24 protein-coding genes, 1 tRNA gene and 1 pseudogene are annotated in these 25,837 nt (G+C 59.5%); 16 read left to right on the top strand and 10 right to left on the bottom strand.

Features of this window, described 5'->3' with window-relative positions:
* Positions 1-2: 2 nt before the first annotated feature.
* Positions 3-2,667 (bottom strand): annotated as a pseudogene (gene pepN / locus AC0V6Z_RS05245) (aminopeptidase N).
* Between the two features lie 52 nt (positions 2,668-2,719).
* On the opposite strand from pepN, the gene AC0V6Z_RS05240 reads away from it, so the two are divergent.
* Positions 2,720-3,526: an SDR family oxidoreductase gene (locus AC0V6Z_RS05240; RefSeq protein ID WP_472640317.1), complete on the top strand. Its 807-nt coding sequence runs from the start codon at positions 2,720-2,722 to the stop codon at positions 3,524-3,526.
* Positions 3,527-3,567: 41 nt separating this feature from the next.
* On the opposite strand, the gene AC0V6Z_RS05235 is transcribed toward AC0V6Z_RS05240, so the two are convergent.
* Together AC0V6Z_RS05235 and AC0V6Z_RS05230 are read right to left on the bottom strand one after the other, a co-directional pair.
* A complete protein-coding gene (locus AC0V6Z_RS05235; RefSeq protein ID WP_472640316.1) occupies positions 3,568-4,560 on the bottom strand; it encodes a DMT family transporter in 993 nt (330 codons plus the stop codon).
* A 10-nt stretch (positions 4,561-4,570) separates the two neighbouring features.
* Entirely contained in the window at positions 4,571-5,590 is a 1,020-nt protein-coding gene (locus AC0V6Z_RS05230) for a threonine aldolase family protein (protein WP_472640315.1), read from the bottom strand.
* A 52-nt stretch (positions 5,591-5,642) separates the two neighbouring features.
* Here AC0V6Z_RS05230 and AC0V6Z_RS05225 point away from each other — a divergent pair, with 52 nt between their 5' ends.
* A complete protein-coding gene (locus tag AC0V6Z_RS05225) occupies positions 5,643-5,948 on the top strand; it encodes a GNAT family N-acetyltransferase (RefSeq protein WP_472640314.1) in 306 nt (101 codons plus the stop codon).
* A 76-nt stretch (positions 5,949-6,024) separates the two neighbouring features.
* Here the strand turns inward: AC0V6Z_RS05225 and AC0V6Z_RS05220 are convergent, their stop codons facing one another.
* From AC0V6Z_RS05220 to AC0V6Z_RS05210, 3 genes are read right to left on the bottom strand one after another with little or no spacing between them, the layout of a single operon-like run.
* Positions 6,025-7,629: a PH domain-containing protein gene (locus AC0V6Z_RS05220; RefSeq protein ID WP_472640313.1), complete on the bottom strand. Its 1,605-nt coding sequence runs from the start codon at positions 7,627-7,629 to the stop codon at positions 6,025-6,027.
* Positions 7,626-8,192: a PH domain-containing protein gene (locus AC0V6Z_RS05215; protein WP_472640312.1), complete on the bottom strand. Its 567-nt coding sequence runs from the start codon at positions 8,190-8,192 to the stop codon at positions 7,626-7,628. Before AC0V6Z_RS05215 ends, AC0V6Z_RS05220 begins: the two co-directional genes overlap by 4 nt.
* A gap of 43 nt (positions 8,193-8,235) precedes the next feature.
* Positions 8,236-9,282, bottom strand: coding sequence for an acyl-CoA dehydrogenase family protein (locus tag AC0V6Z_RS05210; protein WP_472640311.1), 1,047 nt, complete (start codon positions 9,280-9,282; stop codon positions 8,236-8,238).
* 267 nt (positions 9,283-9,549) lie between these two features.
* Between AC0V6Z_RS05210 and AC0V6Z_RS05205 the strand changes: the two genes are divergently transcribed.
* Positions 9,550-10,302 (top strand): SDR family NAD(P)-dependent oxidoreductase, encoded by a 753-nt coding sequence (locus AC0V6Z_RS05205; RefSeq protein WP_472640310.1) that lies wholly within the window; start codon positions 9,550-9,552, stop codon positions 10,300-10,302.
* 48 nt (positions 10,303-10,350) lie between these two features.
* Here AC0V6Z_RS05205 and AC0V6Z_RS05200 read toward each other — a convergent pair.
* Positions 10,351-10,425: transfer RNA gene (locus AC0V6Z_RS05200), tRNA-Thr, on the bottom strand.
* A 90-nt stretch (positions 10,426-10,515) separates the two neighbouring features.
* Between AC0V6Z_RS05200 and AC0V6Z_RS05195 the strand changes: the two genes are divergently transcribed.
* The 9 genes from AC0V6Z_RS05195 to AC0V6Z_RS05155 all read left to right on the top strand — a co-directional run bounded on the left by AC0V6Z_RS05195 (position 10,516) and on the right by AC0V6Z_RS05155 (position 18,756).
* A complete protein-coding gene (locus AC0V6Z_RS05195; RefSeq protein ID WP_472640309.1) occupies positions 10,516-10,674 on the top strand; it encodes a hypothetical protein in 159 nt (52 codons plus the stop codon).
* A 142-nt stretch (positions 10,675-10,816) separates the two neighbouring features.
* Positions 10,817-11,503 (top strand): 2,3-diphosphoglycerate-dependent phosphoglycerate mutase, encoded by a 687-nt coding sequence (gene gpmA, locus AC0V6Z_RS05190; RefSeq protein ID WP_472640851.1) that lies wholly within the window; start codon positions 10,817-10,819, stop codon positions 11,501-11,503.
* Positions 11,504-11,510: 7 nt separating this feature from the next.
* Complete coding sequence (gene purE, locus AC0V6Z_RS05185) at positions 11,511-12,005, top strand: 5-(carboxyamino)imidazole ribonucleotide mutase (protein ID WP_472640308.1); 495 nt, start codon at positions 11,511-11,513, stop codon at positions 12,003-12,005.
* A 9-nt stretch (positions 12,006-12,014) separates the two neighbouring features.
* Positions 12,015-13,100: a 5-(carboxyamino)imidazole ribonucleotide synthase gene (locus tag AC0V6Z_RS05180; RefSeq protein ID WP_472640307.1), complete on the top strand. Its 1,086-nt coding sequence runs from the start codon at positions 12,015-12,017 to the stop codon at positions 13,098-13,100.
* Positions 13,097-13,621, top strand: coding sequence for a dihydrofolate reductase (locus AC0V6Z_RS05175; protein WP_472640306.1), 525 nt, complete (start codon positions 13,097-13,099; stop codon positions 13,619-13,621). Before AC0V6Z_RS05180 ends, AC0V6Z_RS05175 begins: the two co-directional genes overlap by 4 nt.
* Entirely contained in the window at positions 13,621-14,553 is a 933-nt protein-coding gene (locus AC0V6Z_RS05170) for a bifunctional riboflavin kinase/FAD synthetase (protein WP_472640305.1), read from the top strand. The genes AC0V6Z_RS05175 and AC0V6Z_RS05170 overlap by 1 nt, the downstream gene beginning before the upstream one ends.
* Positions 14,554-14,690: 137 nt before the next feature.
* Positions 14,691-17,783, top strand: a complete 3,093-nt coding sequence (locus AC0V6Z_RS05165; RefSeq protein WP_472640304.1) for an isoleucine--tRNA ligase — start codon at positions 14,691-14,693, stop codon at positions 17,781-17,783.
* Positions 17,780-18,331 (top strand): signal peptidase II, encoded by a 552-nt coding sequence (gene lspA, locus AC0V6Z_RS05160; RefSeq protein WP_472640303.1) that lies wholly within the window; start codon positions 17,780-17,782, stop codon positions 18,329-18,331. The genes AC0V6Z_RS05165 and lspA overlap by 4 nt, the downstream gene beginning before the upstream one ends.
* A 14-nt stretch (positions 18,332-18,345) precedes the next feature.
* Positions 18,346-18,756, top strand: coding sequence for a DUF3035 domain-containing protein (locus AC0V6Z_RS05155; protein WP_472640302.1), 411 nt, complete (start codon positions 18,346-18,348; stop codon positions 18,754-18,756).
* Here the strand turns inward: AC0V6Z_RS05155 and AC0V6Z_RS05150 are convergent.
* Complete coding sequence (locus AC0V6Z_RS05150) at positions 18,735-20,054, bottom strand: hemolysin family protein (RefSeq protein ID WP_472640301.1); 1,320 nt, start codon at positions 20,052-20,054, stop codon at positions 18,735-18,737. The two genes, AC0V6Z_RS05155 and AC0V6Z_RS05150, sit on opposite strands and share 22 nt — an antisense overlap.
* Positions 20,055-20,277: 223 nt before the next feature.
* Between AC0V6Z_RS05150 and AC0V6Z_RS05145 the strand changes: the two genes are divergently transcribed.
* Positions 20,278-20,976 carry a YiaD family glycine zipper/OmpA-like lipoprotein gene (locus tag AC0V6Z_RS05145; RefSeq protein ID WP_472640300.1) on the top strand — a complete coding sequence of 233 codons (699 nt, stop codon included), beginning with the start codon at positions 20,278-20,280 and terminating at the stop codon, positions 20,974-20,976.
* A 210-nt stretch (positions 20,977-21,186) separates the two neighbouring features.
* Here the strand turns inward: AC0V6Z_RS05145 and AC0V6Z_RS05140 are convergent, their stop codons facing one another.
* Positions 21,187-21,966, bottom strand: a complete 780-nt coding sequence (locus tag AC0V6Z_RS05140) for a 3'(2'),5'-bisphosphate nucleotidase CysQ (RefSeq protein ID WP_472640299.1) — start codon at positions 21,964-21,966, stop codon at positions 21,187-21,189.
* Positions 21,967-22,076: 110 nt separating this feature from the next.
* Here AC0V6Z_RS05140 and sucC point away from each other — a divergent pair, with 110 nt between their 5' ends.
* Complete coding sequence (gene sucC, locus AC0V6Z_RS05135) at positions 22,077-23,291, top strand: ADP-forming succinate--CoA ligase subunit beta (RefSeq protein WP_472640298.1); 1,215 nt, start codon at positions 22,077-22,079, stop codon at positions 23,289-23,291.
* 52 nt (positions 23,292-23,343) lie between these two features.
* Here sucC and AC0V6Z_RS05130 read toward each other — a convergent pair whose 3' ends face one another.
* Positions 23,344-23,895, bottom strand: coding sequence for a DUF6265 family protein (locus AC0V6Z_RS05130; RefSeq protein WP_472640297.1), 552 nt, complete (start codon positions 23,893-23,895; stop codon positions 23,344-23,346).
* Between the two features lie 216 nt (positions 23,896-24,111).
* Here AC0V6Z_RS05130 and AC0V6Z_RS05125 point away from each other — a divergent pair, with 216 nt between their 5' ends.
* Together AC0V6Z_RS05125 and AC0V6Z_RS05120 are read left to right on the top strand one after the other, a co-directional pair.
* The gene (locus AC0V6Z_RS05125) at positions 24,112-24,858 is read left to right on the top strand and encodes an electron transfer flavoprotein subunit beta/FixA family protein (RefSeq protein ID WP_472640296.1); all 747 of its coding nucleotides are present in this window, start codon (positions 24,112-24,114) and stop codon (positions 24,856-24,858) included.
* Between the two features lie 34 nt (positions 24,859-24,892).
* Positions 24,893-25,828, top strand: a complete 936-nt coding sequence (locus tag AC0V6Z_RS05120; RefSeq protein ID WP_472640295.1) for an electron transfer flavoprotein subunit alpha/FixB family protein — start codon at positions 24,893-24,895, stop codon at positions 25,826-25,828.
* Positions 25,829-25,837: the final 9 nt, after the last annotated feature.

The raw sequence follows: 25,837 nt of genomic DNA, 5'->3' as shown, positions 1-25,837 counted from the left end.
GCTCAGCCCTCCAGACTGCGCGTGACCTGCTCGGATGTGTCGCGTGACAGGCCGGATGCCGCGGCAATGCGCTCCAGCTCGGCCTTCATCATGGCTGCTCGTCCAGCTTCAATCCGCCGCCATTTGCCCAGCGGCGAGACAAACCGCGCCGCTGTTTGCGGGTTGATCGGGTCAAGCGCCAAAATGAGGTCCGTGATCAGGCCATAGCCGGAACCATCGGCCGCGTGGAACGCCGAGGGATTGCCAGCAAAGGCCATGTAGAGCGAGCGAACGCGGTTCGGGTTCTTGATAGTAAAATCGGGATGTTTGGCGAGCTCTTTTACATGCTCGATCACATCCTTGTGCGGCGCGAGCGCCTGCAGCGTGAACCACTTGTCGATCACCAGATCATTGCCGGTGTAGCGATCATAGAAAGCCTTAAGCGCATCGGCGCGTTGCTAGGCTTTCAAGACCACATAGCACCATCAGCGCGCCTTGGCGGTCGGTCATATTGTCCGCCGCATCAAATTGCTGCGCCGCCGTTTCCGCCGCTTGCTCTGGATCGCTCGCTGCCAGTAGCGCGAGGACCTGAGTCTTCACTTTACGCGCACCGCGCCCAGCAGGATCGTCAAAGCCAATCGAGGCCGTGCGCGTGTAGAGCCCTTCAAGCTCCCGTTTGAGCACGGTACCCAGCGCGGCCTTCAGCGCCTCACGCTCAGCATGGATCGCGCCCGGATCGGCCAAACGAGTGCCGCTTGCCATTTGCTCAAACAGATAGGTCTCACTCGGCAACATCATCAGCTCGCCGCGCATATTGTCGTCCAGCGCATCATCAGTCAGGATCGCGGCCAGCGCATCGCCAATCGCGGCCTTGCCCGCTGCGCGCTGCGCCTCGTCCAGCTCGCCAGAGGCCGCCGCGACCAAATAGCCCACGCTGAGCTGCTGCATCGCCTCATACCGCGCAAAGGGATCATCATCATGCGCGGCAAGAAAACCGAGGTCTTCGAGCGGCACCTCATGCTCTATCACCACCGGCGCGGTGTAGCCGCGATTAATCGAAACCACAGGGTCTGGCCCGGCCATTGGCAAAGTGAAACTCTGCTCACCCTCGGTAAGCACGATCAACTGCTCCTCGCCGAGCTGACCTGCCCTGCGGCTGTGCACAGCGATCCGCAGCGGAATCGGCATCGCCTGCTTGTCCGGCTGGCCCGGCGTAGGCGGCACGGTTTGAGAGAGCGTCAGGGTCAGGCCATCGCTTGCCACCTCTTGGCGAACTTTTACGCGCGGCGTGCCAGCTTGACGGTACCACAAGCGGAACTGCTCAAGGTCAAGGCCCGCGCCGTCTTCGACGGATTTGATGAAATCCTCGCAGGTCGCCGCCTCGCCATCATGGCGATCAAAGTACAGGTCGGTGCCTGCGCGGAACCGCTCTAGCCCAGCCATGCTGCGCATCATCCGGATGACTTCGGCGCCTTTGTTATAGACGGTGGCGGTGTAGAAATTGCTGATTTCGCGGTAACTGTCCGGGCGGATCGGATGCGCGAGTGGCCCTGCATCCTCCGGAAATTGCGCCGCGCGCAGGATCCGCACATCTTCGATCCGCTTCACCGCTTCTCCGCGCATATCCTGGCTGAACAACTGGTCGCGCAGTACGGTAAAGCCCTCTTTCAAGGAAAGCTGGAACCAATCGCGGCAGGTGATGCGATTGCCCGACCAATTGTGGAAATATTCGTGCGCGATCACACCCTCAACGCCGTCATAATCGGCATCGGTTGCGGTGTCGGGATCGGCCAGCACATATTTGGTGTTGAAGACGTTGAGGCCCTTGTTCTCCATCGCGCCCATGTTGAAATCTGACACGGCAACGATGTTGTAGAGGTCGAGATCATACTCGCGGCCAAAGGTCTCCTCGTCCCATTTCATCGAATGGTGAAGCGATGCGAGCGCATGGTCCGTGCGGCTTAGATCCTCTGCGCGGACCCAAATGTTGCACTCAACCTCACGGCCAGACATCGTGGTGAACGGCGCAGAATTGGCGACCAGATCGCCCGCAACAAGAGCGAAGAGATAGCTCGGCTTAGGCCATGGATCGTGCCATTCAGCAAAGTGCTGGCCGTTGCCCCCGCCCTCGGCGACCTTATTGCCGTTGCATAGCAGAACCGGAAACAGGTCTTTCGGCCCGCTCATATGGACGCGGTAAGTCGAAAGGACATCGGGCCGATCCGGGAAGAAAGTGATCCGGCGAAAGCCCTCTGCCTCGCATTGAGTGCACAGCATGCCGTTTGAGGCGTAGAGGCCCATCAGGGTCGTGTTCGCGCTTGGATCGATTTCGGTCTCGATCATGATTGTGTGGCTGTCTCCCGATAGCGTCAGGATCAGGTCCGACCCGTCCATCACAAAATTGTCGACCGTCACATCATCGACGGTAACGCGCGCTGGTGTCAGGCTGTCACCATTGAGCCGCAGCTCGTTGGAGGCCTCGGCAGCAGGATTGCGCTCCACCTTAAAGCTGGCCAGCACCCGTGTCTTTTCAAGGCCCAATTCAAAACTCAGCTGCGTCTCCGGCACAAGCCAGGCGAACGGCTGATAGTCCTCGCGCAAGATCACCGGCGGTTCGGCCGGGACCGGCGGCGCATCCGCCAGTTGAGGGTTGCCATCCGGGGTCGAGGGGGGCGTTGCAATATCCATGCGCTCAGATTTAGGTTGATTTGCCTCAGCGTCCAGCGATTAGGTGGCGCGCATGACAAATTTGCTGATCTTTGGGCTTGGCTACACCGCGAAACGCATCGCTGAGGACATGCGAGCACGCGGCTGGCAAGTGGACGCCACAGGCAGCGCTGGCAATGTGGATTTTGCCAACTACGACGCTGTGACTGAGGCGCTAGGACGCGCGAGCCATGTGCTGTCCTCCGTCCCGCCGGATCGCAAGGCCGGGCTTGATCCTGTGCTGGACACCTATGGCCGCAATTTTAGTAAGGCCCCAAGTCAACGATGGTACGGCTATCTTTCATCCACCGGCGTTTACGGCGATCAGCGGGGCGCATGGGTCGATGAAAGCACGCCCACTATTGCCGAAACGGGCGCAGGCCGCCGCAATGCGCGAGCAGAGGCTGACGCTCTATGGGTGAAGCTGGGCGCGCGGGTGTTCCGCTTGCCCGGCATCTATGGGCCGGGTCGCAGCGCACTCGACCGCGTGCGTGATGGCCGCGCGCGCCGGATTGATATGCCGGATCAAGTCTTCAGCCGGGTGCATGTCGATGACATCGTCAGCGGCGTGGTTGTCGCGCTAAGTAGCGACGCGCCAGCGGGGGCTTACAACCTTGCTGATGATCTGCCCGCGAGCGGCAATGCCGTGACCGAGCATGCCTGCCAATTGCTAGGGATCGAGCCTCCGCCACTGGAAACGCTGGAGGAAGCAAATCTGTCCGAAATGGCGCGCGGATTTTACACAGAGAACCGCCGAGTTGCGAATGACAAGGCCAAGCGCGTTCTCGGCTGGCAGCCGCAATATCCAACCTATGTTGAGGGCATCCAAAGTCTTCTTTAGCGCGTCATTGCGAGGAGCCTGAAGGGCGACGCGGCAATCCATCAAGCGCCGCCGCACCAAGTCGCAAAGCCAGGCGATGGATTGCTTCGCCTGCGGCTCGCAATGACGAAAACTACTTCTTTTGCTTGGCCCTTAACGCCAAGACCATCCCCACCACCGCTAGCACCATTCCGCGCGGCGGTCAGCCACGTCCACTGATAGTCCTCGAACAGAGTCGAGATCAGCATCGCGACCGAGATCGTGAGGATCGAATTGTAGGCGGCCCGCCCAGCCCCAATCTCGCGCACCAGATTGTAATGCAGCGGGAAAGTCACCACCGATCCAATCACCGCCAGATAGACGATGCCCAGCCAATATCCGGTGTCTGATGGGAATGGCGGCGGGCCTGAGGTTAGCGCGGCAAAGCCAAGATCAAACACCGTCCCATAAAGCATTGCCCATGCGAGCAGGCTGACCATTGGCACCGCGCGGCCGGTTGGGTTCGCTTGGATCACATTGGCCACAGAGGCGGCCAGAATCCCAAATAAAGCCAGCACAATGCCTAGCCCGACATTGCCTCCGACAACTCCAGCATCAGGATTTGCGCGCCATTCATGCACGAGCAGGAAGGAGACGCCGATGATCGCGATCATACTGCCCAGCACAAACCCGACCTGCACCTTCTCGCCGAGAAATAACCTGCCGAACAAAGCGTTGGGCACCATCAGCAAGCCGAACATCATCGCGACAATGCCAGAGGTAACGTAAAGCTCGGCGTGATAGACGAACAGAAAATTGCCACTGAATTGGAAAATGCCGACAATCACGGCCAGCATATGTTCTGGCCGGGTTAGCTTCAGCCGTCGTTTCATCAGGAATGCGACAAGAAACAAGGCCGGGGTTGCCAGAGCAAAGCGGTAGAAGACCGACCATGCCGCAGGCACGCCATCGATCTGCCCGGTTATCACAAACCAGGTCGATCCCCAGATCGATCCGGTGAGCACAAACGGTAGGATGACACGCCAGCTCAGCATCGGCGTTTGGGTCGCGCTCAAGGGAATCGGCTCATAGCGCAGCAATCGCCTTGGCCAGCGCGCTCGCATCCTCATCGCGTGTGTTCCAGGCGGTCACAAACCGAGCCGCATCGGCGCCCCAATCGTAAAAGGCAAAGTGCTGCGCACGCAGCGTCTCACGCTCGGCCTTGGTTAGGTGCACGAATAGCTCATTGGCCTCAACCGCGTGCATCAAACGGTCACCGCAAGCACCGGCAATCTCAGCCGCCGCCGCGTTCGCATGGCTCGCATTGGCCAGCCACAGATCACCTTCGAGCATCGCGAGAATTTGCGCCGCGAGATAGCGGCCCTTGCATTGCAAATGCCCTGCCCGTTTGCGGCGATAGCGCACCAGATCGGCTTGGCTCTGGTCAAACAGCACCACCGCCTCTGCGCCCATGCCGCCATTTTTGATGAAGCCAAAGGCCAGGCTATCAACCGGGCCGCATGCCGCACGCGCTGCCTCCCGAGCCGAGCCGCCAGCATTCGCCGCGGCATTGGCAAAGCGCGCGCCGTCCATATGCAGGCCGAGCTTGCGCACCGTCGCGAATTCTCTGAGCGCGGCGAGTTCTTCGCCGGAATAGGTCGTGCCATACTCGCTCGCCTGCGTGATCGCGATGGCATGCGCCTGCACCTGGTGGACATCGTCGCGGATCGGATCGATCAAAGCGGCGATGCCCTCCGCCGTCAGCTTCGCGCCTTCGCCCGCCGCCAGCATCAACTTCGCACCGTGGAGGTAAAAGCCGGGCGCGCCGCCCTCATCGACTTCGATATGCGCCTCTTCATGGCATACAACGCCGCCATGCGGCTGAACCATAGTGGCAAGCGCCAGGCAATTCGCCGCAGTGCCCGTCGCGATCCATTCCGCTGAGCATTCGCGCCCAAACAGGTCGCTGAAACGCTCGTCTAGCTGCACCGACAGCGCATCGCCATCATAGGGGTTATCGGCCTGATCCGCCGCTCGCATCGCCTCCCACACATTGGGGTGGACCGGCGCGGCATTGTCGGACAGGAAAGGCTTAGGACTCGTCATTACAAAGCGGCTTTAGTGCGAGCAGCGTTCTTGGCAAGAAGGAGCATGGCAAATGACTGACATCACAAACATTCTCACCATCAATCACCACGATACAGATACCGGCGGGAAGTATGTCGCTGAGCTAGAGGGCGAGACGGCAACCGGATACCTTGAATGGGAACCGCGCGAAGAGGGCGTACGCATCGCGACCCACACCGTTGTTCCGCGAGCCATTGGCGGCCGCGGTGTCGCGGGCGAATTGGTGAAGCGCCTGGTCGCTGATGCCCGGACAAAAGGGTTCAAGATTGTGCCGCAATGTTCCTATGTCGCCGCAAAATTTGAGAAGAATCCCGATTGGAGCGACTTACTCGCTTAGTTTTGGGCGTGTTGTAAGGCGAACCGCAGCCATCCGGGTCGAAGGGTGGAGGGTGCGGGTGGCTAGGACCAAATAACTACGCACTCTCGAGCTGGGAGAAGTCTCTGCTGACGATTGTTTCGAGCACAGCGGCGCGCACTTCTCGGGCCCGTTCCAATGGGACGCCAGGAATCGAAAAGCTGCCCCCTGCCAATCCGAAATCCAGGCTCGCATAGCCGCGCCTTTGCGCAATCGGGCCTTGGCTGATTTCAACCGAATGCAATTTCACACGGTTGGCGATCATGCTGCTGGGTGAGAATAGCCCGCTGACCGACATGATTTGACTGGCGTCCAGCGCGTGGCGCTTAAACTGCCAAGAATACAGCGCAGCAAAAGCAAAAAGCGCCGCCAGCGCAAGGGGGATGGCCACGAAAAAGGGCGGCGCAAAGATCGCCACCGGTACAGCGATGAGCAGAAATGCACCGCCATCGATCAGCGCGCCGTCAAATCGGTATTTCTTCGCGGCCCGGTGCCATTCCGCATCTTCGCGCGGCAAATGAAAGCCGGAAGCCTCAACGATTGGCGCGATCTCGTCCATCTGCGCAAAGGGCGCAACATCATGGTTCGAAGCGCCCGCATCCTGCGCGAGACTGATGAATTTAAGGCCATGCCAGCCGAACCGATAACGTATGAAGCGCGTGTCGATCTTGATGCCCTGCACCCGGTGAACCGGCATCACGACGTCAGTCTTGGTCAGCAGACCGCGCCGACGGCGAAACCCGCGAGGCGTCTTTTCCAGCCGAAAATCCCATTCGCGCAGGGCCGTACGGATCAGGCCGGTCGCAATCCCCAAGATGATCAGAGAAAGCACTGCGATAACGCCGCCAACGATTTGCGCACTGCGGCCAAGACTGGAGAGCGCATCGCTTTGGCCGATCAGACGCTCTTCCCAAGCCTCAAAATCCCACAGGTCAAATGGTAGGAAGAACTCAAACTGCTGGGTCAAACCGAATAGGACGGCAACGACAGCGAGAGAGAAGCTGAACAATCCAAAGATGAAAATGCGGCGCGGCCCCATGGTGAAGAGCGCTTCAGCGGTTTCGTCTTGTGAGACCTCTTGCGTGGCTACAACCTCGCTTGCGCCTTCCACCGCTGGCTGTGCGGTTTCAGCGGCGCGGCGTTCGCGCACCACCTGGCGCAATCGCTCGCCTTCATCTTCGGTCAGGAAGGAAAGCGACAAATCCTCACCGCCGCCAGCACCGGTTTCAAACTTGACCGAGACCAGGCCAAACAGGCGGGGCAGCAATCTCTGCTCCAGACTGACGTCTTGAATACGCTCAAACGGGACCGAGCGCGCGGTGCGCGACACTAGCCCGCTTTCCACCCGAATGTCCTCCGCGCCAACGGTGTACGTCAGCTTGCGCCAGCGGATGTAACCTAGCGCAAAACTGACCGCGAAGATGAGTAGTGCGATCCCGAGCGCGATAAGAATGGCGTAATTGCTGCTACTGCTGAATGCGACAAAGGCCGCCGGAATGACGGCGTTCTTCAGCCCGCTAACTACGCCCAAAGCAACGCTGAGCGGGGCCGTACGCTGAGGCGCTATCTCGGCAGATTGCGCATCCGCTGGCCCAGCGCTTGGCGCAGTCGCAGAAGCTCCGCTGGCCTCAGCGCTCACCTCGTTGCCCACCTCGATGCTCACATCGTATCCCGCTTGATATGCGCACGAATATCCTCGCGCATGTCGTCGGCCAGTGCCTTATTGAGACCCGGCAAATGCACAGAGGCATTGTGACTGCCCGCCGTGTGCACGGTAAGAGTGGCGAGATCGAAGAACCGCTCAATCGGGCCTTGATCCACATCAATGTGCTGAACCCGGCCAAACGGCACAACCGTGTCGGAGTTCCACAAGATGCCGCGCACCACGCGCAGCCGGTCTACACTCATATTGTATCCGCGCGCGTTGAAACGGCGCATCGGCACGCGAATGATAAAGATAAGCGATAGGACGAGCAAAACGCTCATCACCAGACCAGCAGGGATTGGCGTTTCCTCAACAATCACAGCCTCAAACACCAGGCCGCCGATCAGAACGGGAATTGCTGTGAGGATTGCGGTCAAACGCAGGGAATGGACATAATTCGGATGCAGCTGCGTCAGCGCCGCATCGTCATACGGAGCGGCCTCGTGGGCGGCAGCAGGCGAAGCAGGCTTGCTGTCCGTTACAGGCGTGGCAGGGGTCGGATTTGTCTCGGGTGTGTCCATAGTGCCTTAGATGCGCAATACAGCCGCGCCGCACAAGTCCCAATTACGCCCTTTGGTTGAATCGGCGGCCCACCATTGCGCTGGCGATATTGGTCTTCTGCACATCGATTGCGCCGCCTGCGATCCCCCAAGCATAGGCATCACGCAGCCGCTGTTCCATCCCGTAATCCTTGTGATAGCCGTAACCGCCCATCACTTGCATGCCGAGCGCCGCAACCTCACGCACAATTTCATTAGCATAACATTTGGCGAGACTGCTCTCATAAACACTGGGCAGGCCATCAGGATTGCTGGACGCATTCACCGCCGCACGGTGGATCAGCAGACGCGCCGCATCGACCTTCATTGCCATCTCAGCCAGCTTCATCTGTACGGCTTGAAAATCGACGATTGGTTTGCTGAACGCCTCGCGCTCCTGCGTGTAGGCGAGCGCTTGTTCCAGCGCCGCCGCCGCAACGCCCAGGCTCTGGGTCGCATTGCCGCAGCGCTCTAGTCCGAAAGCGCTCATCAGCTTACCGAACCCGCCAGCGCCGATAATCACATTCTCGCCCGGCACTTTCACATCCTCGATGGCATAGTCGGCGGTGGGGATGCCGCGAAAGCCCATCAGTTCCTCGCGCTTGCCAAACTGCATGCCCGGCATGTCTTTCTCGAGAAGGATCGCACCGATCCCTTTTGCGCCCGGATCGTCGGTGAAACGGCAATAGGTGACGTAATAATCAGAATGCCCGCCGCCGCTGGTCCACCGCTTGTAACCATTGACAATGTAGTCACTTCCGTCTGCCACCGCCTTCGTCGTAAGGTCCGTCAGAGCTGTCCCGGCATCAGGCTCCGACATTGAGACGGCCACAATCTTCTCGCCCTTAATTACCTCAGGCAGGATGCGCGCTTTCATCTCTGGGGAGCCGAACCGGTCAATGGTGCGCACTGGTCCGGTCAGCGCCTCAAACACAGGAAAGGCGACCGCGTTGGAAACTTGCGCAAATTCCTCCAGCACGATCAGCGCCTCAATATGGCCCAGACCCAGACCACCATATTCCTCTGGCAGGTTGACGCCAAGAAACCCCATCTCGCCATAGGTCCGCAGCATATCGGCTAAGCACTGGAAAGTCGTTCGTCTCCATATCGCGCGCAAGTTCTGGCAGTTCAGCACGGGCAAATTTGCGCGCGGTTTCCTGCAGCTCGCGCTGCTGATCGGTCAGGTTAAAATCCATGGCTGTCCCCAAAAGGCGGTGTTCGCTGCTTGCCGCATCCTAGCGCATGTGAGTGGGCCTTGCGCAAGGGGGCCTTGCAAACATGCGGCCACCCTAAAGAAATCTGTAGACGGCCATCCGCTTCCATCGCCATAGTCCGTTGCATGAGCATTTCTGCAGATTTGAGTGGGCGCAATGCGCTGATCACAGGGGCCTCTTCAGGCTTGGGCATGCGCTTTGGCCACATATTGGCGGCCAGCGGCGCGAATGTTGCGCTCGGCGCGCGGCGCAAGGACCGGCTCGAGGCCCTGGCCAGCGAAATCGGTGACGCAGCTTCCGCGATAACGATGGATGTCGGCTTAGAGGCGGACATTGTCGCAGGGTTCGACGCGGCGGAGGCCGCGTTTGGTACTGTTGATACTGTCATCGCCAATGCCGGTATTGATGGTCAAGGCATGGCGATCGAGACCAGCGAAGAAGAGATAGAGCGAACGCTGAACATCAATCTAAAAGGCGCGATCCTGACCGCGCGTGAAGGTGCGCGGCGGATGATTGATGCGGGCACAATGAATGGCCGAATTGTCATGATCGCCTCCATCACCGCCTTTGAGCCAGCACCGGGCCTCGTCGCCTATGCCGCCAGCAAGGCAGGCGTCGTCCAGGCCGCACGCAGCATGGCAAAGGAATGGGCGCGCACTGGCATTTGCGTGAATACGATCTCGCCCGGCTATATCCGCACCGATATCAACAATGACTGGTTTGAGACCGAAGCTGGCAAGCGGCAGATGAACGGCTTTCCGCGCAGGCGCCTGATGGGCGCCGAGGGGCTGGATGCCGTGATGTTGATGCTGTGCTCTGACGCGGCGGAGTTTATCACCGGCGCGGATTTCGTGCTGGATGACGGGCAATGTTTGTAAGGGTGCACTCGGATCCCGGATGGGATGCGGAACACAAATCAAAGAAAATGGTGCCACGAGAGAGAATTGAACTCTCGGCCTCGTCATTACCAATGACGCGCTCTACCACTGAGCTACCGCGGCGCCTGTTCAAGACGCGCGCCTATCGTTGGGTGCAGCGCCAATGTCAAGCGGCGCTTGAACCTGAGGCCCGATATCGGCAAGGCGTTTCGTATGAATGACAGCAAAAGCAATAATCTGTCGCGCGAGGAGCGTTTGGCCGCGAAATTGCGAGAGAATCTGCGCCGCCGCAAAGCGCAAGGCCGTGATCTTGCGAGCGGCGTGGACGAATCGGGCGAAAGCAGGGTTTCCAAGGACGACGCCGGGGGCTAGTGCGTTTGACTTAAATTTATGGGCAACCGGGGCCACCCGCTCCCTCCGCCCTTCCACCCGGATCGTATCCGAAAGTGTCCGGGTGGAAGGGCGGAGGGAGCGGGTGGCTCGGAACAGCAAAGCGGAAATCCGGAGAAACACCATCCCTAAGCTTATTCTCGTGCGCCACGGCCAGAGCCAGTGGAACCTGGAGAACCGTTTCACCGGATGGTGGGACGTTGACCTGACCGAGCAAGGCATCGCCGAGGCCAAGGCCGCAGGCGCGCTGATGCGCGAAAAGGGCGTGGTGCCGACCACCTGCTTTACCTCGCTGCAAACCCGCGCGATCAAAACGCTCAACCTCGCGCTTGAAGAAGCGGGCCTGTTGTGGCTGCCGGTGACCAAGAACTGGCAGCTCAACGAGCGGCATTATGGCGGCCTAACCGGCCTAAACAAGCAAGAAACGCGCGATAAGCATGGCGATGAGCAAGTGCATATCTGGCGCCGCAGCTTTGACACACCGCCCCCACCGATCGAGCCGGGCAGTGAATATGATCCCGGCGCAGACCCACGCTATGACGGGATTGATGTGCCTCAAACCGAAAGCCTGAAGCTGACAATTGAACGCGTGCTACCCTATTGGGAAAGCGCGATCCTGCCGGTGCTGGCCAGTGGTGAGACGGTGATCATTTCAGCGCATGGCAATTCGCTGCGCGCGCTGGTGAAACATCTTTCGAATATCTCAGATGAGGACATCACTGGCCTCGAGATTCCCACCGGTGAGCCGATCATCTATGACTTTGATGATGCGATGGTCCCGGGCGAGCGGTACTATTTGAAGGACAGCTGAGGGGCGTATGGGCAAAGAAACCACCGGCAAAGTCGCCATCGTCATGGGCAGCCAGTCTGACTGGCCGACCATGAAACGCGCCGCCGAAGTGCTCGAAGAGCTGGAAGTGGAGCATGAGGCGCGGATCGTCTCGGCCCACCGCACACCTGACCGGATGGCCGCCTTTGCCAAAGGCGCCGAAGGCGAAGGCTTTGACGTGATTATCGCTGGCGCTGGCGGGGCGGCCCATTTGCCCGGCATGATAGCGGCGATGACCCATCTGCCGGTGCTCGGCGTGCCGGTTCAGTCCAAGGCTCTGTCGGGCTGGGACAGCCTGCTCTCAATCGTGCAAATGCCCGCCGGTGTACCCACTGGAACGCTGGCGATTGGCGAGGCAGGCGCAACCAATTCTGGCCTGCTTGCCGCCAGCATTCTGGCGCTGTCTGACGAAGGCTTATCGCAGCGGCTGCAAGATTGGCGTGCCGCGCGCAGCGCCGCCGTCACTGAAACACCGCAGGATTAAAAGGGCGAAATGAGAACGCTTCCCTCCGGCTCGACAATTGGCATTTTGGGCGGCGGTCAGCTGGGCCGAATGCTGGCGGTTGCCGCGCTCCAGCTTGGCTATCGCTGCATTGGCTACGCGCCCAAAGGCGACAATATCGCGCGCGATGTCTGCACGGATTTCTTCGAGAACGATTGGAGTGATACCGCCGCGCTCGCCGCCTTTGCGGAAAAATGCGATGTGATAACGTGGGAGTTTGAGAACGTCCCGCTCAGCACGGTTCACGCATTGCCAGAGACGATGCTGGCCCCCAGCCCAAAGGCGCTCGAGGTGGCGCAGGATCGCCTCAATGAAAAGAGATTTGTCGAAGGGTTAGGCGCACAACCAGCCCCATACAAACGCGTTGAAGATGATGCGGATTTTGCCAGAGCGCTTGAGATGGTCGGCGCGCCCGGCATCCTTAAAACCGCACGCGATGGCTATGATGGCAAGGGCCAATGGCGTGTCGCCTCCGCGCATGACGCGGATGGCATCCGCTTCCCCGGCGTCGCCTGCGTTTATGAGGGCATGGTCGATTTCGAAACCGAGTTTTCGGTGATCCTCGTGCGCGGATATGATGGCGAAGTGCGGTTCTGGGATTCCACCGCCAATACCCATGACAGCGGCATGCTGAGCAGCTCTATCCTGCCCGCAGGCCCTCTGGTCGAGGCTCAGGTTGAGGCCGCGCGCGGCATCGCCGGGCAGGTTGCCGATGCGCTGAATTACGTCGGCGTCCTGACGCTCGAATTTTTCGCCACAAAGGCTGGCCCCGTGTTCAACGAGATGGCCCCGCGCGTGCACAATTCCGGCCATTGGAGCATCGAGGGCGCGGCCACCAGCCAGTTTGAAAACCACATCCGCGCCATTTGCGGCCTGCCGCTGGGCGGCACAGAAACCCGCTTTGCCAGCATCGAAATGCGCAACATCATCGGCAAAGACGCGCTGGAGGCGCACAGCCTCTTGGCCGAAGAGGGGGAGCCGCATTTGCACCTCTATGGCAAGGCCGAGGCCCGCGAGGGCCGAAAGATGGGCCATGTCACCCGGGTGAGCCATGATGCGGGACAAGCCAGCGCGTGAGCGAAGAGATATTCCTGATCTATGCCCGCGCTGGGAACGGCACGATTGGCAAGGATGGCAAGCTGCCCTGGCACCTGCCCGCCGACCTTAAGCGGTTCAAGGCGCTGACCATGAACCGCCCGATGATCATGGGGCGCAAGACCTTTGAGAGCCTGCCTGGCCTGCTGCCTGGCCGCCGCCACATCGTTTTGACCCGGCGCGATCGCTGGGACAGCAGCGGCGCAGAGGTGGTGCATTCGATCGACGAAGCGCTGGAGCTGGCCCGCGACGGCAATGAAACCGGCGAGATCGGGGTCGTTGGCGGCGCAGCGATCTATGACGTCTTTCGCCCGCTGGCGGACAGGATCGAAGTGACCGAGATCCACGCGGAATATTCCGGCGACACCTTTATGAAACCGATTGGTGCGGAATGGGAAGTCACCGCCCGCGAAGACTACCCCGCCGAGGGCGACCATCCCGCCTACTCCTTCCTCACCTACCACCGGCAAGGGCGCAAAGACACGCAGGATGCAGAGGCATAATGCGCTGGCTCGATCACCGTGAACCTGTGGCAAAGGCCCTGCGCGGTGCGATCATCGCGCTGGGCAACTTTGACGGCTTCCATCGCGGGCATCAAGCCGTGGCGGGTGAGGCGATAGACTGGGCGCACGCCGAAGGTCGTCCCTCGATCATCGCCACATTCGATCCGCATCCGGTGCGCTTTTTCAAGCCAGACGTGCCGCCATTTCGCCTGACCACGCTGGAGCAGCGCCAAGAGCTGTACCTAGGCGCGGGCGCGACCGCTATGCTGGTGTTTCATTTCGATGCCGAGCTGTCCGGCACCAGCGCAGAGGACTTCATCACGGAGATCCTGATTGAGCGCTTTGGCGCGCATGGCGTGGTGACCGGCGGGGACTTTACCTTTGGCAAGGGCGCGAAGGGCAATGTCGATCTGCTACGCAGCTTTGGCGGCGAGCATGGCCTCAAAAGCCGGGTCGTATCCCCGGTCGAGGGAGAAGGCGCGATTGTCTCCTCCAGCCGCATTCGCGAAGCTTTGCGCGAGGGCCAACCAGAGCTTGCCGCAGAGTTGCTCACCCGACCTTTCTCAATTCGAGGCATTGTCGAACATGGCGACAAACGCGGGCGCGAGATTGGCTATCCCACCGCGAACCTGGCGATCGACAAATATCTGCGCCCCAAATACGGAATTTACGCGGTGACCGGCAAAGTGCTGTCCACCGGCGAGGAGCTGAAAGGTGCCGCCAATATCGGCATTCGCCCTCAGTTTGAGCCGCCCAAGGAATTGTTGGAGCCGCATTTCTTCGATTTCTCCGGCGACCTTTATGGCCAGGAAATCGAAATCGCCTTTCACCACTTCCTGCGCGGCGAGGCGAAGTTTGACAGCCTAGATGATCTGATCGCTCAGATGGACAAGGATTGCGAGGAAGCGCGAAGGCTTCTTGCCGCAAGTTGAGCTTTTGCCTAGAGGCCCAACACGAGATTCCCACGGGCCGTTCGCCCTGAGCCTGTCGAAGGGTTAACCGAACGACCCGCCCATACTTCGACAAGCTCAGCACGAGCGGGTCTTGGCTAGGAAATAATGCAAAGCCGATGACTGAACAGCGAGATTACAAGGACACCGTCTTCCTGCCGAAGACCGCGTTTCCGATGAAAGCCAGCCTGCCGCAGAAGGAGCCGGGCATTCTCGCGCGTTGGCAGGATGCGAACCTGTACCGCACCATGCGCGACACCCGCGCGGGGCGTGAGAAGTTCATCCTGCATGATGGCCCGCCCTATGCCAATGGCGACATGCATATCGGCCATGCGCTGAACCATATCCTGAAAGACATGGTGTGCCGCACGCAAAACCTGATGGGCAAGGATGCGCCCTATGTGCCGGGCTGGGATTGCCACGGCCTTCCAATCGAGTGGAAGGTTGAGGAGCTGTACCGCAAGAAAAAGAAGAACAAGGACGAGGTTCCACCAAAGGAATTCCGCGCCGAATGCCGCGCCTATGCGCAAAAATGGGTCGATGCCCAGCGTGAGCAGCTGAAACGCCTTGGCATTATGGGCGATTGGGACAACCCCTACCTCACCATGGACCCTCAGGCAGAAGGCACGATTGTTGCCGAGCTGATGAAGTTTGTGGAGGCGGGCAATCTCTATCGCGGGTCGAAGCCGATCATGTGGAGCCCGGTTGAAAAGACCGCTCTGGCTGAGGCGGAGGTTGAGTACGAAGACCTAACCGACAGCCCCCAGATCGATGTGGCGTTTGAGATCACCGAGAGCGCCATCCCAGAACTGGTCGGAGCGCATGCGGTGATCTGGACGACGACACCTTGGACGATCCCGGTCAATCAGGCTTTGGCCTATGGGCCGGATGTTGAGTATTCGGTCTTCTCACTGGTAGTAGATCTATCCGGTATCGAAGACGGAAAGTCCGGCAGCGAAATCGCAGGCGATGTAAACGAAGCAGAGAAGCGGTTGGACGAAGCAGGTCTGGCCTTTGATTGCAGGCGGCTTTTGATCGCAAAAGACCTTGTGCCAAATTTCATGGCTAGATTGAATGCGATGGCCGCCAAGGTCGATGTGAGCGATCTCGGTGCCATGAAAGCCATATTCGAGATTTCGGGCGAATGGCTTGGTGAAGGACGTTCGGCACCATTCGAGCGAATGCTTCACTCGATCAAAGGCTCCGATCTAGCCGGAACCAAGGCCCGCCACCCGATGCATCATCTCGGCGGGTTCTACGCCACCCCGCGCCCCTTCCTCGAAGGCGATTTCGTCACCACCGAGAGCGGCACGGGCCTGGTCCATATGTCGCCCGATCATGGCGAGGATGATTTCGAGCTGTGCAAGGCCAATGGCATCAATCCTGTTTTCGCGGTGATGGACGATGGCCGGTACCGTGATGATTGGCCGTGGCTCGGCGCGGATGACCTCGATGCGGATGGCAAGGCGCGCCGCCGCGCGGTCATCAACAAGCCGTTCAACGCGCCCGATGGCCCGATCTGCAATGACCTGCGCGAAGCGGGCGCTTTGCTCAGCGCCTCCGCCGATTACGTACACTCCTATCCGCATTCCTGGCGTTCCAAAGCCAAGGTGATCTATCGCTGCACACCGCAATGGTTTGTGCCGATGGACAAGCCGCTGGAGCCATTGTCTTCGCTGCATTCCGCGTCTCTGGAAGACTTGGACGCAGCCGTGGGCAGCGCGCTGCCCAAGGGCGAAGGCGACACTTTGCGCGCCCGCGCCATGTCGGAAATTGAGCGGGTGAACTTTGTCCCGCCCAAGGGCCAGAACCGCATCGGCTCCATGGTCGAGGGACGCCCCGACTGGGTGCTCAGCCGCCAGCGCGCCTGGGGCGTGCCGATCACGCTCTTCGTGCGCCCCGATGGCACTTATCTGCAAGACCCGGAAGTGAACGCGCGCATTGTCGCCGCCGTTACCGCAGAGGGCGTCGATGCCTGGGAAGAGGCCCGCAAGGCCGAATTCCTCGGGCCGGATCACAAGCCGGATGACTATGAAATGGTCACCGATATTCTGGACGTGTGGTTCGACAGCGGCTGCACCCATGCATTTGTGCTGGAATCGGGCCGCTGGCCGGACCTCACATGGCCCGCCAACCTCTATCTCGAAGGCAGCGACCAGCACCGCGGGTGGTTCCAATCCTCCTTGCTGGAAAGCTGCGCCACACGCGGCCGCGCGCCATACGACGAAGTGCTGACCCATGGCTTCACCATGGACAAGGCCGGCAAGAAAATGTCGAAATCGCTCGGAAACACCATCGATCCGCTAAAGGTCATGGAGCAATATGGCGCAGATATCATCCGGCTGTGGGCGCTCAGCGTAGACTTCACCGAAGACCACCGGATTGGCGATGAAATCCTGAAAGGCGTCGGCGACCAATATCGCCGCCTGCGCAACACATTCCGCTATATGCTCGGCGCACTCGACGGCTTTATCGGCGATATGTCGGATGGCGGCGAAATCCCTGAGCTGGAGATCTATGTCCTCTCGCTGCTGGGTGATCTCGACGCCAAGCTGCGCAAGGCGGCGGAAGAATACGACTTTAACAGCTACACCCGCCTGTTGGTCGATTTCTGCAACGAAGACCTCTCCGCCTTCTTCTTCGATATTCGCAAAGACACGCTCTATTGCGACGGCGAAAACTCGACTCGCCGAACCGCCTATCGCACAGTGCTCGACCTACTGTTCCATGCGCTCGTCCGCTACGCCGCGCCAGTGCTGGTCTACACTGCTGAGGAAGTGTGGCAGAGCCGCTATCCCGAAGATGGCGAGCCAGATGAAGACGGAAATGTCGGCAGCGTGCATTTGCTCGACTGGCCGAGCATTCCCACCGTGCCCGCCGACACTGGCAAATGGGAGGCCTTACGAGCTCTGCGCGAGCGCGTGACCGAAGCAATTGAGCCCTTGCGGCGAGAAAAGACCATCCGCTCCAGCCTGGAGGCCGAGGTAACCGTGCCCGCCAGCGCAGTGCCGGAAGGCGTGAGCGACGAACAGCTCGCCGAATTGTTCATCACTGCGACAGTCAGCCGCAGCCAAGGGGACGAAGTGACCGTCGTCAAAACATCTCATGCGAAATGCGGGCGCTGCTGGCGCTTGCTGCCTGACGTGCCTGAGGAAGGCGCGCTGTGCGGGCGCTGTGACGATGTGATTGCTGAGCTGGATGCGGCCTCATGAGCGGCCTGTTCACCCGCAACCGAATAATCGGCCTGGTGCTGGCGATCATCATCGCGGGTGTGGATCAGTTGATCAAATGGTATGTGATCGGTCCGCTGGCCCTGCGCGAAGTGCGCAATATCGAGCTGCTGCCGTTTTTCGACCTCACCTATGTGGAGAACCGCGGCGTCTCGCTCGGGATGTTGCAGGCCGACAGTATGGAAATGCGCTGGGCGCTGGTCGGGATGACCGCGCTGATCGCGCTGGTCGTGCTGGTTTGGATCATGCGAGAGAGGCTGATGGGGGACATCATTGGCCTTGCCATGATCCTGGGCGGAGCCATCGGAAACATCCGCGACCGCTATGAATTTGGCTATGTGATCGATTATGCCGATTTGCATATCGGCACGTTTCGCCCATTCCTTGTTTTCAACGTCGCCGATGCCGCTATCACCATCGGCGTGGTCTTAATCCTTATTCGCAGCTTTTTTGCGAGCGATAAGAGTGATACAGAAACCGCTGAAGAGCCAGTCGGCGAGCTTAACGCTGAGCGGCCAGCTGAGAATTGACTCGGAGATTTGCAATGCGTGCCTACAAAACTGCTATCCTTCTGATTTCGACCAGTGCCATGCTGGGCGCGTGCGGAGGCTCGGGCATTTTCAACCGCGATCGGCCTGATGAATTCGCCGTTCAGCGCCAGGCACCATTGGTGGTTCCGCCAGATTTCAACCTTGCCCCGCCTGCGCCGGGCGCGCCGCGTCCAGCCGAAGGCACCGCCTCTGAGCAAGCGCTGGAAGCCATCTTTGGCGGTCCTGCTGCACGCAGCCAGGTGGAAACCAGCGCGCTTGACCGCGCCGGGGCCGCGGCACCGGGCATCCGTTCACAAGTGGGCGATGAAGGCACCAATACAGTCGCCAAGGGACGCGTGACGCGGGATATTATCGCTGCGCCAGAGGGTGACGGCGCGTCGGCTCAGACGGTTGTACCGGGCTGAGCCTCCGCGTCCTTACGCACCAGGATCTTGCTGATCCGGCGACGGTGCATTGTCACAACTTCAAAGCGCCAGCCTTGGTCGCTGAACATGTCGCCCGCGACCGGTAGGCGTTTGAGCACTGACAAGACATAGCCCGCGGCTGTGCCGAATTCGCGGCTGTCATCATAGTCCAACCCAAGCCGGTCAGCCAAAGCATCCGCTGAGATCGCGCCGGAGATGATCAGAGAGCCATCGGGCCGCTCGATCAGATCAGGCTCATCGCCTTCGTCCTTGTCGCTCACAAAATTGCCCGCCATTGCGGTGAGCAAGTCGACCGGCGTTACGATGCCGTCGAGATGGCCGTATTCGTCATGCACCATGGCGAGCGCAATATCCGCCTGCTGAAGAACCCGCAGGGCATCCATTGCGTCAAGCTGATCCGGCACAACCTCCGCCTTGCGCATCATATCCTTGAGCGAGACCTCTTCTCCGGCCACCATCTTGGCCAGAACTTCGCGCACTTTCACCACGCCCAGCACATTGTCGGGCGAGCCGTCGGCGATCGGCAGCAGCGAGTGCGGGCTGTCTTCAATCGCGGCCTTAATCGCCTTTTCATCCGCGCCGATATCAATCCAGTCGAGCTCTGTGCGCGGTGTCATCATTTCGCGCACAGGCCGCTCGGCCAGGCGCACAACGCCGGTCAGAATTTGATGCTGCTCCGCCTCGATCACGCCGGACCGAGTCGCATCAGCGAAAATCATCTGCAATTCCTCAGCGGTCACCGAATTGGAGCTGCCCTTGCGAATGCCGAACAGGCGAATGATCCCGGCGGACGATTTATCCAGCAACCAGACCAGCGGGGCGGCGATCTGAGCGATCAAGGCCATGGGTCGCGCCATAACCAGCGCGATTGGTACCGAGGATCGCAGCGCCAGCTGCTTTGGCACCAACTCCCCGATCACCAGGCTGAGATAGGTGGTCACCGCAATCGCAATGCCAAACCCGACATCACCGGCCATGTCTGCGGGCACGCCCATTGGGACCAGACGCTCACCCAGAGGCTCCTCCAGGCTGGCTCCGGAATACGCCCCGGTGATAATCGCCACCAAAGTGATGCCGATCTGCACGGTGGACAAGAATTTGCCCGGATCAGCCGCCAGCTCCAGCGCGGTCTTGGCCACCGAAGATCCGTCCTCCGCCTTCGCCTTGAGGCGCGCGGTCTTCGCCGAAACAATCGCAAGCTCTGACATGGCGAATACGCCGTTGAGCACGATCAATCCAAAAATGATGAACAAGTCTGGCCAAGGAAAGGGGGTCACACCCTATCCGCTAGCACAATTGTTCGGCCTTGCCAGCCGGTCTCGTATCCATGCGCTCAAAAACCGCTTCCGCGATCTATGGTTTACAAGAATTAACCTTATTCAGCTTGCCGAAAAGCAGGCCAAGGCACATGCACGCCAGATCAGCGCAGCTTTGGGCGCTGACACTTGCGCGCGAAGCACGATCTGTGCGAGCTTTGAGCCGTCGAGGAGGACAACGACAATGAAAACAGCAAGAATTTTCCTATCGAGCACAGCGGCCATCGCGCTGCTCGGCACCAGCGCCTGTGTCACGGACCCTAACACCGGACAGCAAAAGGTCTCGCGGACCGGTATTGGCGCGGTTCTGGGCGGCACTTTGGGCTATTTGCTCGGCGGCGTGGTCGGCGGCGATACGGCCCGCATCATTGGCGCAGGCATCGGCGGTTCTGCCGGCGCGGTTTTCGGCAAGCAATTTGACGACCAGATCAAGGAACTTGACGAGCAAACCGCAGGCAGCGGCGTTGATGTCGAAGAGATCGGCGATCAAGACGCGATTCTGGTGCGCCTGCCAGATGGTGTCACCTTCGCCAGCGGATCAGCCGATATCAATCCCGGGTTCTACGACACGCTCAACACGGTGGCCGACAGCCTGATCAAATATCCCAACAGTCTGGTCGATGTGTACGGCTTTACCGACACCACCGGCTCGAATGCACTGAACCAGCGCCTGTCAGAACAGCGCGCGCAGGTGGTTGCCGATTACCTTGGGTCGCGCGGTGTTGCACGCAGCCGGATGGCAACCCAGGGCTTTGGTGAAAGCTATGATTATCTGCGCGTGAAGACCGGCGACAATGTCAACGAGCCGCTGAACCGCCGGGTCGAGATCAAGATCGTACCGATCAGCCAAGACGACGTGAACGCGGCCCGCGCTGGCTCATAAACATTCGTCTTTCAATATTACGAGGAGGGCCGGGGAAACCTGACCCTTTTTCTTTTTCGTCTCAAGCGCTCAGCGCTCGCATCCGCTCGCTTGGCTATCCTCGCTCACGCGATCAAAGATCGCATCGCTACGGGCGGGCGCAAGGCCCTTGCGGGCTGCGCCTTCGGCCACCCGAACTTTCTAGGCTTGCGCTGTTGTTTTTTCCTAAGTCTATTTGGAGAGAGACTCCGCCCGCTCGGCAATCCGCTCAACCGCTGCGCCGTGAATTTCAGGTGAGCTGACCAACACGCCAAAGGCGCGCGGATCCCGTTTATTATAGCCCAGCGGCACGCCAAACGCATCGGAGACCTGCGCGCCCGCTTCACGCGCGATCAGCGTCGCCGCGCCGACATCCCACTCATAGCCCCAGCGCAATGTCGCGACCAAATCCGCCATATCTGCCGCCACCATCGCAATGCGCAGCGCGATCGAATTGGGCTTCTCGACAATCACCAGATCAGAATCGGGACCAGGCAATTGATCAATCGGAATGCGCGCACCGGAAAATTCGGTCCGCCGTGAAGCGGTGATCGCTTGGTCATTAAGCGTCGCGCCTTTGCCCGCCTCCGCGATCCATTCCTCTCCGCGTGAAGGGGCAGCGAGCATTCCAATCAAGGGCCGACCAGCACTGATCAAGGCCACGGACACCGCCCATCCAGGCCGTCCGCGAATGAAATCGCGCGTGCCGTCAATCGGGTCCACCAGCCAAATCAAATCATTGTCGAGCCGACCCGGATCGTCGGCGGTTTCCTCTGACAGCCAGCCCGCCGAGGGCAGAAGCGCGCCCAGCTCTCGCTTTAAAAAGGCATCAACCTCAAGGTCAGCCTCGCTAACAGGATCGCCCGGCGTCTTCTCCCACGTGCTCAGCGCGTGGCCATCACCCGGCCAGCGCGAATGCGCGATCCGGCCCGCTTCGCGGACGATTTCTTGAAGGCGAGTTCGATCAATCATGTGAGCGTTTAGTCGTGGCCGTACAAACCACACTTTTCAAGCCGGTGAATCCATGCTTAGGCACGTAGCAACATTATCTCCCCGAATTTACGAATTAAGGACAGCCACCGATGAACATTCACGAGTATCAGGCCAAGGAATTGCTTAAGGAACACGGGATTGCCGTGCCAGCAGGCCATGCCGCGATGAGCGTGGAAGAAGCCGTCGCTGGCGCGAAGCAACTGCCCGGGCCACTCTATGTCGTAAAGGCGCAAATTCACGCTGGTGGACGCGGCAAGGGCAAGTTCAAGGAACTGCCAGAAGATGCAAAGGGCGGCGTACGCCTGGCATTTTCGCTCGATGAAGTGGAGAGCCACGCGAAGGAAATGCTCGGCAACACGCTCGTCACCATTCAAACCGGGGCCGAGGGCAAACAGGTCAACCGCCTTTATGTGACCGACGGCGTTGATATCGAAAGCGAATATTACCTCGCCATGCTGGTCGACCGGGCCAGCGGTCAGGTCGCGATGGTCGCCTCCACCGAAGGCGGCATGGATATCGAAGACGTGGCGCACAACACGCCGGAACTGATCACGACAATCACAATCGACCCCGCGCAAGGCTTTATGCCGCATCATGGCCGCGCCGTTGCATTCGCCCTGAAGCTCTCCGGCGATCTCAACAAGCAGTGTCAGAAGCTCGCGGCCAAGCTCTATGCCGCCTTTATGGCGAGCGATTGCGAAATGCTGGAAATCAATCCGCTGGTTGAGACCGAGCCGAACGCCGAGGGCAAGGCCGACCTGCTCGTGCTCGACACCAAGATGAGTTTTGATGGCAATGCGCTCTATCGTCACAAAGACATCGAGGCGATGCGCGACGAAACCGAGGAAGATCCAGCCGAAGTTGAAGCGTCAGAATATGACCTTGCTTATATTAAGCTCGATGGAAACATCGGCTGCATGGTCAATGGCGCGGGCCTTGCCATGGCGACAATGGATATCATCAAGCTGAACGGCGCCTTCCCGGCAAACTTCCTCGACGTAGGCGGCGGCGCAACCACCGAGAAAGTGACTGCAGCTTTCAAGATCATCCTGAAGGATCCAGCGGTCGAAGGCATCCTCGTCAATATCTTCGGCGGGATCATGAAATGCGACATCATCGCCGACGGCATCGTGCAAGCGGCAAAAGACGTGAACCTGTCTGTCCCGCTGGTGGTCCGTCTCGAAGGTACCAATGTTCAGCAGGGTAAAGACATTCTTGCCAATTCCGGACTGCCAATTGTGGCTGCGGATGATCTGGGCGACGCGGCGAAGAAGATCGTCGCTGAGGTTAAACAGGCGGCTTAACCGCTTGATCTTTCAAGATCGCAACGAAGGCGGGGCCAAAACCCCGCCTTCTTTATTGCCCCGTCCGCCGTGCCTTGTTCGCGGGGCTAAACCGAAACACCAATTCCGCTCCCGACTGCATCCGCACAGCTGCCACTAGACCCTCGCCCGGCTTGTCAGCATCCGCGCAGCGCAAGGTCAGAGCCCGAAAGTACGCTGCACACTTCTCCATCGCAACCAGGCGAAAGGTGAGCATATCGTCCTTTTCCTCCCAACTGGTGAGGTCTGCATTAAAATGCTTCAGCCGCAAAACCAGAGAGCCTTCTTCCTCCATAAGATAGAGATGCTCGGTGAACATGATGTCACCTTCACCGGTCTGCTGGACGAAGGTTCCGACCATGGTCGGCCCCGTTGCGGGAAGCCAGCTCTCCATCGCGGGCGCACCCTGAATGCCCTCGCCTTGCCATTGCCCGACTAGCCAATCCATTTGCGCCAATGCGGCGGGAGGTGAGATAAATCCCTCCTCGCCCAAACGCGTTTCTGATACTAAATCCGTCGCCGCAGCCGTTGAGATCAACACGACCGCCGCTAATACTGCTCCAATCACACGTCCAATTGCAAACATTGCATGTCTCCCATCCAGAACGTCCGCCCATCTGCAACATTAGCGCATCATGCCTCAAAGCAGAGGGTTGACGTGATAAAGACGTAGCGCGAGACCGCAATTCGACAAATAAATGGAAAAAGATTCGGCCGCCCACTCAACTTGACGTTTACGTAAACGCAAGCTAGGGTGGTTTTCAGTAGATTTGCGCCTGGGCGCCATAAGGAAGGAACTGCGATGAAAATCCTCGTCCCCGTCAAACGGGTGATTGATTATAACGTGAAACCGCGCGTTAAGGCCGACGGCACAGGCGTTGATCTGGCCAATGTCAAAATGAGCATGAACCCATTTGATGAAATCGCTGTCGAAGAGGCGATTCGCATCAAAGAGGCAGGCAAAGCCGAAGAGATCGTCGCTGTCTCGATTGGTCCAGCCAAGGCTCAGGAAACGCTGCGCACCGCGCTCGCCATGGGCGCAGACCGCGCGATCCTGGTCGAAACCGATGAAGAAGTTGAGCCGCTTGCCGTTGCGAAAATTCTGAAAGCGATTGCGGACGAAGAACAGCCCGGTCTCGTGCTGCTTGGCAAGCAATCGATCTCTGACGATTCGAACCAAACCGGCCAAATGCTCGCCGCCCTGATGGGACGCCCGCAAGGCACATTTGCGAACACCGTCGCAGTTGATGGCGACAGCGTAGAAGTGAAGCGCGAAGTCGATGGCGGTCTTGAAACCGTCAAGCTGACGCTGCCAGCAATTGTCACCACTGACCTGCGTCTCAACGAGCCGCGCTACGCTTCGCTACCGAACATCATGAAGGCGAAGAAGAAGCCGCTCGACAGCAAAACCCCAGCCGATTTCGGTGTCGATGTGACCCCGCGCCTCACGACCACCAATGTCGCTGAGCCTCCCGTTCGTCAGGCCGGTGAAAAGGTCGCCGACGTCGATGCGCTGGTTGAAAAGATCAAGGCTCTGGGTATCGCGTGAAGCGCGCGCCTGAGCAGGATAAGGAACAAAGACCATGAACACTCTGGTTCTCGTCGAACACGACAATTCATCCGTCAATGACGCCACACTGGCTGTCGTCACCGCTGCTGGCAAGCTGGGCGATGTGACCGCGCTGGTCGCGGGCCACAATTGCGGCGCCGTTGCTGATGGCGCTGCGCAAATTGCTGGCGTTTCAAAAGTGCTGAAGGCGGATGATGCCGCTTACGCCAATGGCCTCGCTGAAAACATTGCACCATTGGTGGCGGGCCTGATGGAAAGCTATGACGCCTTCCTCGCCCCTGCGACGACGAGCGGTAAGAACATCGCTCCGCGCGTTGCTGCGCATCTTGATGTAATGCAAATTTCCGACATTCTTTCGGTTGAAGGCGGCAAGACCTTCACCCGTCCGATCTATGCCGGCAACGCCATCGCCACTGTCGAGAGCGCCGATCCTAAACTGGTGATCACCGTTCGCGGCACGGCCTTTGACAAGGCAGAGACCAGCGGCGGATCAGCCGCGGTTGAAGACGCAAGCGGCCCTGGCGATGCGGGCATCTCCAGCTTTGTCAGCAGCGAAATCGCTGATGGCGGCGACCGTCCAGAACTCGCCAGCGCTGGCGTGATCGTTTCTGGGGGGCGTGCGCTGAAAGACAGCGAAACCTTCGAAAGCGTCATCACTCCGCTGGCTGACAAGCTTGGCGCGGCCATCGGCGCATCACGCGCTGCGGTGGATGCGGGCTATGTTCCGAACGATTATCAAGTCGGCCAAACCGGCAAGATCGTCGCTCCAGAGGTCTATATCGCGATCGGTATCTCCGGCGCGATCCAGCACCTTGCGGGCATGAAAGACTCCAAAGTGATCATCGCGATCAACAAAGATGAAGATGCACCGATCTTCCAGGTGGCGGACATCGGTCTGGTCGCCGATCTGTTCAATGCAGTGCCGGAGTTGACGCAAAAGCTCGGCTAACCAGCCGCC

This window comes from Erythrobacter sp. SN6-5, from assembly GCF_057364945.1.
This window is presented reverse-complemented; position numbering and strand designations above follow the sequence as displayed.

Coding starts and splice junctions, on each gene's coding strand:
- AC0V6Z_RS05130 (WP_472640297.1), bottom strand. CDS start 23,895: ATGTTTGCAATTGGACGTGTGATTGGAGCAGTATTAGCGGCGGTCGTG.
- AC0V6Z_RS05140 (WP_472640299.1), bottom strand. CDS start 21,966: ATGATTGATCGAACTCGCCTTCAAGAAATCGTCCGCGAAGCGGGCCGG.
- AC0V6Z_RS05125 (WP_472640296.1), top strand. CDS start 24,112: ATGAAAATCCTCGTCCCCGTCAAACGGGTGATTGATTATAACGTGAAA.
- AC0V6Z_RS05195 (WP_472640309.1), top strand. CDS start 10,516: ATGAATGACAGCAAAAGCAATAATCTGTCGCGCGAGGAGCGTTTGGCC.
- AC0V6Z_RS05145 (WP_472640300.1), top strand. CDS start 20,278: ATGAAAACAGCAAGAATTTTCCTATCGAGCACAGCGGCCATCGCGCTG.
- lspA (WP_472640303.1), top strand. CDS start 17,780: ATGAGCGGCCTGTTCACCCGCAACCGAATAATCGGCCTGGTGCTGGCG.
- purE (WP_472640308.1), top strand. CDS start 11,511: ATGGGCAAAGAAACCACCGGCAAAGTCGCCATCGTCATGGGCAGCCAG.
- AC0V6Z_RS05180 (WP_472640307.1), top strand. CDS start 12,015: ATGAGAACGCTTCCCTCCGGCTCGACAATTGGCATTTTGGGCGGCGGT.
- AC0V6Z_RS05210 (WP_472640311.1), bottom strand. CDS start 9,282: ATGCTGCGGACCTATGGCGAGATGGGGTTTCTTGGCGTCAACCTGCCA.
- AC0V6Z_RS05170 (WP_472640305.1), top strand. CDS start 13,621: ATGCGCTGGCTCGATCACCGTGAACCTGTGGCAAAGGCCCTGCGCGGT.
- AC0V6Z_RS05230 (WP_472640315.1), bottom strand. CDS start 5,590: ATGACGAGTCCTAAGCCTTTCCTGTCCGACAATGCCGCGCCGGTCCAC.
- sucC (WP_472640298.1), top strand. CDS start 22,077: ATGAACATTCACGAGTATCAGGCCAAGGAATTGCTTAAGGAACACGGG.
- AC0V6Z_RS05215 (WP_472640312.1), bottom strand. CDS start 8,192: ATGGACACACCCGAGACAAATCCGACCCCTGCCACGCCTGTAACGGAC.
- AC0V6Z_RS05225 (WP_472640314.1), top strand. CDS start 5,643: ATGACTGACATCACAAACATTCTCACCATCAATCACCACGATACAGAT.
- AC0V6Z_RS05165 (WP_472640304.1), top strand. CDS start 14,691: ATGACTGAACAGCGAGATTACAAGGACACCGTCTTCCTGCCGAAGACC.
- AC0V6Z_RS05240 (WP_472640317.1), top strand. CDS start 2,720: ATGACAAATTTGCTGATCTTTGGGCTTGGCTACACCGCGAAACGCATC.
- AC0V6Z_RS05155 (WP_472640302.1), top strand. CDS start 18,346: ATGCGTGCCTACAAAACTGCTATCCTTCTGATTTCGACCAGTGCCATG.
- AC0V6Z_RS05120 (WP_472640295.1), top strand. CDS start 24,893: ATGAACACTCTGGTTCTCGTCGAACACGACAATTCATCCGTCAATGAC.
- AC0V6Z_RS05205 (WP_472640310.1), top strand. CDS start 9,550: ATGAGCATTTCTGCAGATTTGAGTGGGCGCAATGCGCTGATCACAGGG.